The organism is Paenibacillus sp. GYB003 (assembly GCF_036577625.1).
GTDB lineage: Bacteria > Bacillota > Bacilli > Paenibacillales > NBRC-103111 > Paenibacillus_AB.
Map to the genome: position 1 here is coordinate 1 of NZ_JARBDC010000068.1, position 13,430 is coordinate 13,430.

Here is a 13,430-nt window from a genome sequence, read left to right on the forward strand (position 1 = left end):
GGCGGAGGAAGCGGCCCGGGCGCACGACGTCGTGCCGGCGCATGGGCTGGCCTGGGACGAGGCGAAGGCGCGTCGGGAGCGCGGGGGGGATAACGAACTGACGGAGAAGCGGAACGTGTCGCTGATCGCGTTGTTCTTGAATCAGTTCAAAGATTTCATGGTGCTCGTGCTCATGGCGGCCACGCTCATCTCCGGGCTGCTGGGCGAGTATTTGGACGCGATTACGATCGTGGCGATCATCGTCATGAACGGCATTCTCGGCTTCGTCCAGGAGTTTCGGGCCGAACGGTCGCTTCGCGCGCTGAGGGAGCTGTCGGCGCCTACGGCCAAAGTGATCCGCGACGGGCAGTTGGCGCAAATACCGGCCCGGGAGCTCGTCGTCGGGGACGTCGTCGTCATCGAAAGCGGCGACCGCATCCCGGCGGACGTCCGCTTTATCGAGGCGAACAGCCTGTACGTCGAGGAATCGGCGTTGACCGGCGAATCGGTGCCGGTCGGCAAGCATACCGAAGCGCTGCAAGGCGACGACGTGCCGCTCGGCGACCAAAAAAACATCGGCTTCATGGGAACGATGGCGACGCGGGGGACGGGAAGAGGGATCGTCGTCCGGACCGGCATGGCTACGGAGATGGGCAAAATCGCCGATCTGATCCAAAACACCGAGGCGACGGAGACGCCGCTGCAGCATCGGCTCGAGCAGCTCGGCAAAGTGCTGATCGCCGTCGCCATCGGCCTGACGATCATGGTCGTCGTGGCCGGCATTTTGCACGGCCAGCCGCCGTACGCGATGTTTTTGGCCGGCGTCAGCCTGGCCGTCGCCGCCATCCCGGAAGGGCTGCCGGCCATCGTGACGATCGCTCTGGCGCTCGGCGTGCAGCGAATGATCAAACGAAAAGCGATCGTCCGCAAGCTGCCCTCGGTCGAGACGCTCGGCTGCGCGTCCGTCATTTGCTCGGATAAAACCGGCACACTGACGCAAAACAAAATGACGGTCACCCATATTTGGCTCGGCGGCGACGTGCTGGAAGTGACGGGCGACGGCTACGAGCCGTCCGGACAAATCGTCAAGGACGGCGCGCTCGTCGATCTCCGGCAAAATCAGACGCTGCGGCGCCTGCTGCAAATCGGCGTGCTGTGCAACAACGCGGTGCTTCACGAAGAAATGCCGGAGCAAAAACGGAAAGGGTCGAAAACGCCGCTGAAGCCGGTATTTTCGATAAAAGGCGACCCGACCGAAGGCGCGCTCGTCGTGCTCGGCGCGAAGGCGGGCATTACGCGGCAATCGCTGGAAGGGCTGTACGAGCGGAAAGGCGAACTGCCGTTCGATTCCGACCGGAAGCGGATGTCCGTGCTGGTGCAGCACCAAGGCGGGCGGCTGCTGTTCACGAAAGGCGCTCCGGACGTCATACTGGATAAATGCGCTTATGTGCTGTGGGACGGCAAAGTGATTCCGTTCACGCCGACGCTGAAGCAGAAAGTGATCGCCGCGAACGAAGGGATGGCCCGTTCCGCGCTGCGCGTGCTCGGACTCGCCTACAAGGAGCTGAAAGCGACCGACCGCGAAGATACGCCGCATACGCTGGAAAGCCAGCTCGTCTTCGTCGGGTTGGCCGGGATGATCGATCCGCCGCGGAAAGAGGTGCGGGACGCGATCCAAACGTGCCGGCGCGCAGGCATCAAGACGGTGATGATAACCGGCGACCATCAGGCGACCGCGGAGGCGATCGCCCGGCAGCTCGGGATGATCCCGCAAAACGGCTTATCGATGTCCGGCCAGCAGCTGTCGGCGATGTCCGACGACGAGCTCGACGAAAAATCGGACCACGTGTACGTGTACGCGCGGGTGTCTCCCGAGCATAAGCTGCGCATCGTCAAGTCGCTGCAGCGCAAGGGCCATGTCGTGGCGATGACCGGTGACGGGGTCAACGACGCGCCGGCGATCAAGGCGGCGGATATCGGAATAGCGATGGGCGGGACCGGCACGGACGTGACGAAGGAGGCGTCCTCGCTCGTCCTGAGCGACGACAATTTCGCCACGATCGTCTCGGCGATCGAGGAAGGGCGCGGCATTTACGAAAACATCCGCAAATTTATCCGCTATTTGCTCGCTTCGAACGTCGGGGAAATTATGACGATGTTTCTCGCGATGATGATGGGGATGCCGATGCCGCTCGTCCCGATCCAAATCTTGTGGGTCAACCTCGTAACGGACGGCTTGCCGGCGATGGCGCTCGGCGTCGACCAGCCGGAAAAAGATTTGATGCAGCAAAAGCCGCGCCAGTCGAAGGAAAACATTTTCGCGCGGCGTCTCGGCTGGAAAATCGTCAGCCGCGGCCTGCTGATCGGCGTATGCACGCTGGCGGCGTTCTGGCTCGTGCTTCGGGAAAACCCGGACAGCGCGTCCGGTCTCGCCAAGGCGCAGTCGGTCGCGTTCGCCACGCTCGTCATGGCGCAGCTCATTCATGTGTTCGACTGCCGCAGCTCGCGTTCGATTTTCCACCGGAACCCGCTGCAAAACAAATATTTGGTACTGGCGGTGCTGTCTTCGCTCGCGCTCATGCTCGTCGTCATGTACGCGGAGCCGCTGCAGCCGATTTTCAAAACGGTGCCGCTCGGCTGGAAGGAATGGGCGATTTCGCTGGTGTTCGCCGGCATTCCGACGTTCCTGATGGGCTTCGGCAGCGTCATGACGACGCAGCGCCGCAAGCGCCGCAAGCTGGTCTCCGGCTATGGCGCCGGCACGGTGGCGAGATAACGGCTGCCGACGGATAAAACGAAACCGGGCCCGAATCGGCCCGGTTTGTTGTTGATGAGCGCGGTAACGATGGAGCGGAAGAACGGACGAAAGGAACGTGCATAGGGAACTGCATAGGGAACTGCATAGGGAACTGCATAGGGAACTGCATAGGGAACTACATCGGAATGTACATCGGAATGTACATGGGAATGTACATGGGAACGTACGTAGGCCTCGTTCCTCGGCCCGGCACCTCCGCGGTGCCCGAACCCGAAGCCGCCGCCTCGTCCCTTGAATCGCGCCGCTTAGCGCGGTTTCCCGGCGCTACATCCGCGCTTTCATCGTCTTCAAATATTCCGACGGCGCCATGCCGGTCGCCTTTTTGAACTGCCGGGAAAAATAATGGATGCTCGAATAGCCGAGCTTTTCCGCGATTTCGGTCACGTTGCACGAATCTTCGCGAATATGCTGCTTCGCCCGCTCGATCCGGAGCCGGCCGATATATTCGGTGATGCCGCAGCCGGTGTACTCGCGGAAAACGGTGCGCAAATGCGTTTTGCTGGCGGCGAATTCGGCGCACAGCCGGTCGAGCGTCGGATGCTCCAGCAGATGCGCCTCCAAATAGTCGCCGATGCGGGCGGCCAGCTCGCGATCGCCTTTTTCTTTCGTGATCGAGGACAGCTTCGGCTTCGTTTCGCGGTTTTGATTGCTGCGGATCAACCGGATTAACAGCGCTTCCAAATAAATTTTAATGAGCTGCTCCGAGCCGAATTCCGGTTTTTCTTTGCGGGTGAGCGGATGCTTCGGCTTGGTCGGCTTGTTCCAGACGTAAGGGCTCGCCACGGGAAGGACGAACAGCTTGTTCCCCTCCTCGATGAGCATCGTCAGCATTTCCCGGTCCCCGTTGCCGAGCCGGAGCGCCTTGCCCGTAAAAAAGCGCATCGCCTCGGATTTGCAATCGAACGCGATGATGAAAATGTTCGACGCCGTTTTCCGGTTGCAGCGCAAGGTGTGAAACTCGTTCGGCGAATAAAAAACGATTTCCCCCTGCCTCAGATGGAACGTATTGTCGCCGGTCGTCACTTCGAGCTCGCCCTTGTCCAAATACAGAAACTCCCAAAAATGATGCTGCTCGCCCTTATAGATGTAGTCCTTGTTCAGCTCGTTGTAATGGAACGAATAAATTTTGTCGATGCAGATTTGTTCGCGCAATTTGATGTGCCGGTATCTCTTTTGCACGGCTTCCCATCCTTTGCCGTAACGGGGATTTTGCCTTAATCGTAATCGCGGCGGGGACCGTTGTCAATAAGTGCAAACCGTTGCCAAAAGTGCAACTATTACGTCGTTTATGACAAAGATTTTTCGCCGCCTCTCCCGTTATGATTACGTTAGAAAACGGTTTCCCGCCGAAAAGGAGGAAGGGTCAATGAGCAAAATTCGCACGGCCGTAGTCGGCCTGAACATGGGACTGGATCACGCGCACGCTTACAAGCTGGCGGATCGTTCCGAACTGCGCTGGGTCGTCGACCTGGACGAAGCGAAAGCCGCCAAGGTGGCGGAAGAACTGGGCTGCGGCTACGCGACCGACTGGACGAAAATTATCGACGATGTCGATGCGGTCAGCTTGTGCACGCCGCACCATCTGCACGCGCCGCAAGCGCTGACGGCGATCGCCGCGGGCAAGCACGTGCTGCTGGAAAAGCCGCTCGCCAACTCCGAGGACGATTGCCTGAACGTCATCCGCGCCGCGGAGCAAAACAACGTCACGCTGATGCTCGCCTTCGTCGTGCGGTTTTTGCCGGCGGTTCGCAAGCTGAAGGAAGCGGTCGACAGCGGCAAGTACGGCAAGCCGATCAGCGCGCAAGGCTGGGTGGAGGCGTTTTTGACCCCGGCGCCCGGCACGTGGTTCGCGAGCAAGGAAAAGCTCGGCGGCGGCTGCCTGTTCAGCCACGGCTGCCACTATATCGACATTTTGCTGTATTTGCTGGGCGAGCCCGACAAAGTATCCCATTTCGGCACGCGCGTCGGAACCGACTGGATGGAAGGCGAAGGGACGTCGCACGGCATCATCGAGTTCAAAAGCGGCGCGCTCGCCCATCTCGTCACGAGCTGGGGGATGAAGTACAAGAAAACGCCGGCGAAATTCCAAATCCATCTGACCGAAGGGTTTTTGGAGCTGGACAACAGCATGTGGACGGTTACGGCCATCTCGAAGGACGGAACGGAAACGCTGTACCAGCGGCCGGCCGAATATCCGTCTCGCCGCGGGCAAAACGTGCTGTTCGAAATCGAGCACTTCCTGGAATGCATCGCGACCGGACAGCGTCCGGAAACGGACGGCCACGAAATATTGAAGTCGCACCGGACCATTTGGGCGATGTACGGCAGCGGGGGCGTTCCCGTTACGCTGTAGCGGCGGCTTCACGATAAAAGGAGGGCAAGATCGATGACCATTCAAGTAGGGATTATCGGCTGCGGGCTTATGGGATCGCTGCATGCCCGCACGCTTCACGCGCTTCCGGGCGTTAAAGTCGCTGCCGTCCACAACCGGACGAGGGCGAAAGCGGAATCGCTGGCCGCCGAAGTCGGCGCGACCGTTTACGATTCGTACGAAGCGCTGCTCGAGCAGGAGCTCGACGCGGTTTGGGTGGCGACGCCGGACCATCTTCACGTCGATGCGGCGAAGGCGGTGCTGGAATCGGGCAAGCATCTGTTTCTGGAAAAAGCGCTCGCCACTTCCGTGGAGGACGGCGCCGAAATCGTCGCAGCCGGAGCGAAGCATCCGGAGCTGAAGGCGATGGTTGCGTACCCGCTCCGATTCGCGCCGGTTTACCGGGCGATGAAGGAGACGGTTTCGCGAGGCGATGCCGGCAAGCCGATCCAGGCGTGGTCGATGCGCACCCACTTCCTCGACCCGAATCAGCGCGTTTACGATAAATACCGCGATCATTATTACGATACGCCGAGCTGGTATTTCGACGACGTTACGGCGAAAGGGCCGATTTTTTCCCACGGGTCGCACGATTACGATCTGCTGACCTGGATGTGCGGGGAAATCGAATCGGTGTTCGCCTACGGCGGAACGTACTTGCTCCCGCCCGGCAGCGTGGCCGACGCCTTCACGGTTTCGCTCCGCTTTGCCGGCGGCGGCATCGGACAGGTGAGCACCCCGTGGGTGACGCGGGTGGAGTACGACATAACCGGCGTGGCAACCGAGCGGTTGACGGCGGTCAACAACAACGGCCAGCTGCTGGTGAAGGACGACGACGGGCCGGAGCGCAAAACGTCGTTTTCGGACAACGATATGTGGGTCCGGCTCAACAGCCATTTCATCGAGTGCATCCGCGGCGACAAGCAGCCGCTCATCTCGCTCGAGGACGGCTTGCGCGTCATCGCCGTCTCGGAAGCGGCGTACCGGTCCTTGAAGGAAAGACGCGAAGTGGCGGTCGATTACTCCGCGCTGCGCAGCGCGGCGCGTACCGGGGTGTGACGATGAAACCGAAGGCGCAGCTTGCCTGCATGACGTGGATATATTCGAAGCATTCGTTCGAACGCGCGCTCGAATCGATCGCCCGGACCGGCTATCGCTACGTATCGTTCGGCTTGCCTCACGAGGGCAAGCCGGCTTTCGACGATACGGCGGAAGGGGAGGCGAAGCGCATCTCCGGACTGCTGAACCGGTACGGCCTGAAGCCCGTTTCGCTGGTCAGCACGGATGTGCTGCTGCCGGGCTTGCCGCTCGAGAGGGCGATCAGCCGGCTGGAGTTCGCGAGGGCGATCGGCGTTACCGAGCTGCTGTCGCTCGGCACGACGAGCTACAAACGGTTTCCCGACGAGCCGAAGAGCGAGGAAGAGATGAAGCCGATCAACGCGGCGTTCGCGGACAAATACCGGCGGGTCGGCGAGGAAGCCGGCAAGCGCGGCATCGTCGTGACGATCAAGCCGCATACGGGAAATACGGCGACGGCGGCCGTCATCGCCGATACGCTGCGGACGATCGGCTCGCCCCATGTGCGGGCCAGCTACGACCCGGGCAACGTCCGCTTTTACGAAGGAGTCGATCCGGCGGCGGATTTGCCGATCATCGCGTCCGAAACCGCATCGATCGTGGCGAAGGATCATCGCGGCGCGCGCGCCGAGTCGGACTTTCCGATTCCGGGCGAAGGCGACGTCGATTTCCGGTCGATATTCGGCACGCTTCGTTCGGCCGGCTTCGCCGGTCCGGTCATCGTCGAAAGGCTGGACGGGGCGCGGGGCGAGTTTCATGCGGGAATCCCGATCGAGCGGCTGGACGAGCGCATCGGGGCCGCCCGGGTCAACTTGACGCGGCTTCTCGCCGAAGCCGGCTTCGACGCGTAAATCCGATAGCGGAGGCGAATGCGAATGGCAGAGGAGCTTCAGGCCGTACAAATACGCCGTCTGGCCGATTGCACGTTCAACGAGGCGGTCGAGCTGTGGAACCTCGGTTTTTCCGGGTATTACTCCGATATGACGACGACGCTGGAGAAATTTGTTCCGAGGCTCGGGCGGGATTCGATCCGTCCCGAGTTTTCCGTCGCCGCTTTCGTGGACGGGGAGCCGGCCGGCTTCGTGCTGGTCGCGATCAAGTCGGTCGACGGCACGGTTCTCGCCTGGAACGGCGGAACGGGAGTCAGTCCGCGGCACCGCGGCAAAGGGCTGGCGAAGCGGCTCATGCAGGAGGCGGTCCGAGCGATGCGGGAAGGCGGGGCGAAGACGGGCTTGCTGGAGGTCGTGCAAAAAAATGCGGGCGCGATCGCCGCTTACGAAAGCGCCGGCTTCCGCATCCGCGACGGCTTGATCGGCGCGAAACGGACCGGCCCGCTGCCGGACCGGCTGCGCGAGGCGGCCGCGGCCGCGCCGCAATACCGGACCTGCGAGGCGAAGCCGCACCAAATCGCGCGGCTGCCTTTTTACCGCCATGAAACGGCATGGTCGGCGTCCTGGTTCAATCATCCGGAGGCGGCCGGCTTCGTCGTATTCGATCGCGGCGGCGCGGCCGCCGCTTACGCGCTGGCGATCCGGCGGGTCGACGACGCCGGCGCGCTGAAGTCGATAACGCTGCTCCAAGCCGCAGCCGATCCGTCTCACCCCGAGCGCGGGCCGCTTCTGAACGCGGTTTTATTCGCCGCGTTCGGGCCGGCGGAGGCGGACTGCGCCAGAGCGACGGACAATGTGACGATGTCCGATCCGGCATTGACGGAATGGCTGGAAGCGGCCGGCTTCGAAACGGCGTATACGCAATATTTGATGATCGCCGATTTGAACGGAGCCGGTTTGCCGGGCAGCGAGCCGTAACAAGGAGGAACGACGATGATCCGATGCGGAATGGCGGAAGTGGACATTACGCCCGTCCTGGGCGGCCAAATTCCGGGCTATTTCGGCCCGAGGACGGCGGACGGCGTGAAAGATCCGCTGTACGCCAAAGCGCTCGTTATCGAAGCCGACAGCGGCGCCGCGGCGCTGATCGTCGTGGACGCGATCTCGGTGCCGCGGCCGGTCGTGCAAACGATCCGCGAACGCGTGGCGGCCGAGACGGGCATCGCGCCTGCGGGCATATTGGTGTCCGCGACGCATACGCATACGGGCGGTCCCGTGTCGACCGGCTTCGGCTGCACGGAGGACCCCGCCTATTTGGAATGGCTGGCGCAGCGGGCGGCGGACTGCGCGCTGCTCGCGTACCGCGCCCGCAAAGAAGCGCGGATCGGCTTCGGGCGCGGACACGAGCCGGACATCGCCTTCAACCGGCGGTATTGGATGAAGGACGGCACGCTTCGCACGAATCCCGGCGTCGGCAACCCGCTCATCGACCGGCCGGCGGGTCCGATCGATCCGGACGTGCTCGTCATGCGGATCGACGATGCGTCCGGGCAGCCGATCGGCGTCGTGACGAATTACGCCTGCCATACCGACACCGTCGGCGGCACCGAGCTGAGCGCCGACTATCCGGGCGAGCTGAGCCGGTTCGTGAAGCGCGAGCTCGGCGAGAAGACGGTGAGCCTGTTTTTGTTCGGTGCGTGCGGCAATATCAATCATATCGACGTATCGGGCAACTATCGGAGAGGCGCCGATCACTACCGGTGGATGGGCCGCATTCTCGGAGCGGAGACGGTGAAAGTGCGCGACAAAATCGCGACGACCGATACGGCCGAAGTGGCCGCGGTCAGCGATCAATTCACGGTGTCGCTGCGCCGCCCGACCGAGGAGCAGATCGCCGAAGCCCGCCGTCTGATCGAAATCGGAACGGACGACATCAGAGCCGCCTTCTATGCCCGGGAAATCGCCAAAATCGCCGACGAGCGTCCGGCCGACACGGCGACGGTCGAAGTGCAGGCGGTGCGGATCGGCGAGCTGGCGATCGTCGGGCTGCCCGGCGAAATTTTCGTCGAGTTCGGACTGGATCTCAAAAGTCGGTCCCCGTTCGGCTATACGATGGTCGATACGATGTGCAACGGGACGATTCGCGCGTACATTTGCACGCGGGAGGCGTTCCGGCAAGGCGGCTACGAGCCGCAGATGACGTTCCGCAACCGGTTTCCCGAAGAAACCGGCGAGCGGCTCGTTTCGCTGGCGGAAACGCTGCTGAACCGGCTCGCCGAACCGGCCCGGCAGGCTTGACCGGACGGGCGCGGCTATTGGTCTTTCGCGTATAGAGCGCGAAAGGCCTTTTTTATATCGGTAAAACTTCGTTAAGGCACCTAAGCGAAGAGCGACATTGTTTGCCAAGAACAAGCTACAGCTAAACACGGATGTGCATCATCGGAGAGGCTTCGATCAGAGGCTTTTTCTTAATCGGGAACGTCGGAAGGGCGGAAGGGCGACTTTTTGAACGCGTTTGCCAAGCTGCGGATCTAGCGGAGCCTCCTGGACGCGGATGCCGCTTCTGTCGTTCACGGAATCGCATTAAACCGAGTTCCGGAGGCTTACACCGTAGCGAGATTCGATACCGAAGCTGGACGCCCCGAAATGACGCGACGCTTTCCCGCGTCTTCGACCGTATGGTACGATTCCGGAAGAGCCGGCGTTATCATGCGCGGCGCCGGGAAGGAGGGGCAGCATGTTTTCGTTTCGCAACGGAAGGCCGGGCGATATCGAATTTCTCGCTCGCATCGATTTGAAGGCGGACGGCTACTACGCGACGCCGGAGGACGGGCCGCCCTGGAGCCCGGACGCATTCAAGGAGCATCGGGACAAAATCGCGAAGTTCGTGACGGAGCCGGACAAAGGGACCGTCATCGCTCTCGACGCAGACGGGGCTCCGGCCGGCGCGATCCAGTACGAGGTCGCGAACCGGGACGCCGTCTATCCGTGGAGAACGGCGTTTCACGAGCTGGACCGGGGACTGTTTCAGAGCGACGGCCGCTTTTTGAAAATTTTCAATGTATGGGTGCGCCCGGACTGCCGCCGGCGTGGCTTGGCGACGACGCTGAAGCGCAAAGCCGAGGACGCCGCCGCCGAATTCGGCGTCAATCTCGTTTACACGCATACGCTGGCGACGAACGCCCATGTGATCGAGCTCAACGAGAAAATGGGGTACCGCGTCGTCCGGCGGGGACCGATCTGGGACGAGCACGAGCGGGTCAGCTTGATTAAGCGGCTGTAACGGAACGGAAAAAAGTCGGTTTGCCGGCCGTTTCCGCCGTCTTAGGCCGGTTGCCGCGGATAGACGGACGATTTTCTCGCGCGGATACGCGCTTGCGAACGAAATCACTAGGCAGACCCGCCGTTTTGCACTATAATGGTTCTAACTCATCGCATGAAAAGCAGGGGATGCCTTATGATTTTCACGAAAATGCACGGGCTCGGCAACGACTTCATCGTCGTTTCCGGCGAGACGCGTCTGCCGGACGACGCGCCGCAGCTCGCTTTGCGATATTGCGACCGGCATTTCGGTGTCGGCGCCGACGGTCTCGTATACATTTTGCCGTCCGACATAGCCGATTTCAAGATGCGGATCATCAATTCCGACGGTTCCGAAGCGGAGCAGTGCGGGAACGCCGTCCGCTGCGTCGCCAAGTACGTATACGACAACGGCTTGACCGACAAGACGGAGCTGTCGATCGAAACGGTCGGCGCCGGCGCCCAGCCGATCGGTCTGAACGTGGTCGACGGCAAAGTGCGGTCCGTCCGCGTCGATATGGGAGCCCCGGTATTGAACGGGCTCGACGTGCCGACGACGGTCGACGCCAATCCGGTCGTTCGTCATCCGATCGAGGCGGACGGCACGGAATTCCGCTTTACCGCCGTATCGATGGGCAACCCCCACTGCGTCATCTACGTCGACGACGCGACGAGCTTCGACGTTCGCCGCTGGGGGCCGAAGCTGGAGACGCACGAACTGTTTCCGAAAAAAATCAACGTCGAATTCGCCACCGTCCTGTCGCGCTCGCATATCGCCATGCGCGTTTGGGAGCGCGGGGCCGGTCCGACGCTCGCCTGCGGCACGGGCGCTTGCGCGACATTGGTCGCCGCCGTTCTGGACGGCCGCGCGGACCGGCGGGCGACCGTTTCGCTCGAAGGCGGCGATTTGGACATCGAGTGGAGCGAGGCCGACAACCGCGTTTATATGACCGGTCCGGCGGAGATCGTCTACCGGGGCGTACTGGACTGACGAGCGGTCGGGAGGCTTCGGCGCTTCGGCTTATGCCGGGGACGCCGCGTTCCCATGCGCCGTTCCGCAGGGCGACTAGCAGAGAAAGCACGGGGGAGAAGCGAGGATGAGAGAACATTTGCGGGAGGCGCTTCGTCGGCGCGTTATTATCGGAGACGGGGCGATGGGGACGTTTTTGTACCAGCTCGGTTTTCCGGTCGGCGTTTCCTACGAGGAATATAACCTGCTGAAGCCGGACGTGATCGGCGACGTGCACCGGCAATATTACGACGCAGGCGCGCGGCTCATCGAGACGAACACGTTTTCGGCGAACCGCGAGAAGCTGTCCAAGTTCGGCTTGGAGCAGGAAGTCGCGGCGATCAACAAGGCGGGCGTCGCGATCGCCCGGCAATCGGTCGGCGACGACGCCTATGTCGTTGGGGCTGTCGGCTCGATCCGGGCGGCTCGGCGCCGCAACATCGCCCTCGAGCGGCTGGAGAGCGATTTCCGCGAGCAGATCGTGGCGCTGCTCGAAGGCGGCGTCGACGGCTTGCTGCTGGAGACGTTTTACGATCTGGAGGAAATGCTCGCCGTCGTCCGCGTGGCGCGCTCGCTCACGTCGCTGCCGATTATCGGCCAGTTCGCCACCGACGGCGGAACGACGACGAACGACGGCGTCGAATACCAGTCGGCGTTCGAAGCGCTGAAGCATGAAGGCGTTGACGTCGTCGGCTTCAACTGCCACAGCGGTCCGAACGGCATCCTGAGAACGATGGAAAAGCTGAGCCCGATCGACGGCCTTCCGTTTTCCGTCTTTCCGAACGCGGGGCTGCCCGGCTACGTGGACGGCAAATACGTGTTCGGCTCGAAGCCGGACTATTTCGCCGAAAACGCGCCGAAGTTCGCCGATTTGGGCGCCCGGATCGTCGGCGGCTGCTGCGGCACGACGCCGGACCATATCGCGGCGATGGCCAAGGCGATGAAAGCGTACGAGCCGAAGTCGGCGCCGGCGGAAGACGGCGGGAAGCGCAAACGCGCGGAACCGGCGACCGGGACGATCGAGGTCGCGGCGTCTCGGCCCGCGGCGGCGGAGGAACCAGCCCCCGTGGCAAAGGAGCCGACGCTCCTCGAACTGGTCGGTAGCCGCCATACCGTCATCGTCGAATGGGACACGCCGCGCGATTTGGATATCGGCAAATTTATGGAAGGGGCGAAGGCGCTCAAGGAAGCGCGCGTCGACTCCATCACGATGGCCGACAACGCGCTGGCGGTAACGCGGATGAGCAACCTGCCGCTCGGCTTTTTGCTCAAGGAGCGGCTCGGCGTCAAGCCGCTGCTGCATATCGCCTGCCGGGACCGCAACTTGATCGGGACGCAGTCCCACCTGATGGGCATGCACGCGATCGGCCTCGACCATACGCTGGTCATCACCGGGGATCCGTCGCGGTTCGGCGATTTGCCGGGCGCGAGCTCGGTGTACGACATGACTTCGTTCGAAATGATCCGCCTCATCAAGCAGCTGAACGAAGGCATCGCTTTCTCCGGCAAGCCGCTCAAGCACAAGGCGAACTTTATCGTCGCCGCGGCGTTCAACCCGAACGTCAAATATTTGGAGAAGGCGGTGCAGCGTCTCGAGAAAAAAATCGAAGCCGGCGCCGACTTCATCATGACCCAGCCGGTTTACGACGCCAGGCTGATCGAGAACGTATACGAATCGACGAAGCATTTGAACGTGCCGATCTTTATCGGTCTCATGCCGATCGTCAGCGAGAACAACGCGACGTTTCTGCACAACGAGGTGCCGGGCATCCAGCTGTCGGAGGAAGTGCGGCGGCGCATGTCGGGTCTGAGCGGCGAGAAGGGGCGGGCGATGGGCGTCCAGATCGCGAAGGAGCTGCTCGATGCCGCGATGCCGAAATTCAACGGCATTTACTTGATGACGCCGATGCATTTTTACGAGGTGAGCGCGCAACTGACCCGGTACGTATGGGAGAAAATCGGCAGGTAGGGAACATGCGCGGGAAGCCGGATTTGGACTTGTCCGCACTTGCAAAATGCTTTAGAATAGGGTAATGGATGTGATCC

Annotated in this window: 10 protein-coding genes; 9 read left to right on the plus strand and 1 reads right to left on the minus strand. The window is 62.0% G+C overall.

What is annotated here, in order from left to right; translation table 11 throughout:
- A partial coding sequence (locus PV407_RS21595; RefSeq protein ID WP_442951696.1) for a calcium-translocating P-type ATPase, SERCA-type occupies positions 1-2,755 on the plus strand: 2,755 nt, incomplete at its 5' end.
- A 306-nt stretch (positions 2,756-3,061) separates the two neighbouring features.
- On the opposite strand, the gene PV407_RS21600 is transcribed toward PV407_RS21595, so the two are convergent.
- The gene (locus PV407_RS21600; RefSeq protein WP_332092066.1) at positions 3,062-3,976 is read right to left on the minus strand and encodes an AraC family transcriptional regulator; all 915 of its coding nucleotides are present in this window, start codon (positions 3,974-3,976) and stop codon (positions 3,062-3,064) included.
- Between the two features lie 187 nt (positions 3,977-4,163).
- Here PV407_RS21600 and PV407_RS21605 point away from each other — a divergent pair, with 187 nt between their 5' ends.
- From PV407_RS21605 to PV407_RS21640, 8 genes are all read left to right on the plus strand, one after another.
- Entirely contained in the window at positions 4,164-5,150 is a 987-nt protein-coding gene (locus PV407_RS21605) for a Gfo/Idh/MocA family protein (RefSeq protein ID WP_332092067.1), read from the plus strand.
- Positions 5,151-5,183: 33 nt separating this feature from the next.
- Positions 5,184-6,227: a Gfo/Idh/MocA family protein gene (locus PV407_RS21610; RefSeq protein ID WP_332092068.1), complete on the plus strand. Its 1,044-nt coding sequence runs from the start codon at positions 5,184-5,186 to the stop codon at positions 6,225-6,227.
- Positions 6,228-6,229: 2 nt separating this feature from the next.
- Positions 6,230-7,096, plus strand: a complete 867-nt coding sequence (locus tag PV407_RS21615) for a sugar phosphate isomerase/epimerase family protein (protein WP_332092069.1) — start codon at positions 6,230-6,232, stop codon at positions 7,094-7,096.
- Positions 7,097-7,120: 24 nt separating this feature from the next.
- Complete coding sequence (locus tag PV407_RS21620; RefSeq protein WP_332092070.1) at positions 7,121-8,053, plus strand: GNAT family N-acetyltransferase; 933 nt, start codon at positions 7,121-7,123, stop codon at positions 8,051-8,053.
- A gap of 15 nt (positions 8,054-8,068) precedes the next feature.
- Positions 8,069-9,373, plus strand: coding sequence for a hypothetical protein (locus PV407_RS21625; RefSeq protein WP_332092071.1), 1,305 nt, complete (start codon positions 8,069-8,071; stop codon positions 9,371-9,373).
- A 439-nt stretch (positions 9,374-9,812) separates the two neighbouring features.
- Entirely contained in the window at positions 9,813-10,358 is a 546-nt protein-coding gene (locus tag PV407_RS21630; protein WP_332092072.1) for a GNAT family N-acetyltransferase, read from the plus strand.
- 174 nt (positions 10,359-10,532) lie between these two features.
- On the plus strand, positions 10,533-11,366 hold the full coding sequence (gene dapF / locus PV407_RS21635) for a diaminopimelate epimerase (RefSeq protein WP_332092073.1): 834 nt from the start codon (positions 10,533-10,535) through the stop codon (positions 11,364-11,366).
- 106 nt (positions 11,367-11,472) lie between these two features.
- Positions 11,473-13,353, plus strand: a complete 1,881-nt coding sequence (locus PV407_RS21640) for a bifunctional homocysteine S-methyltransferase/methylenetetrahydrofolate reductase (RefSeq protein WP_332092074.1) — start codon at positions 11,473-11,475, stop codon at positions 13,351-13,353.
- Positions 13,354-13,430 lie beyond the last annotated feature (77 nt).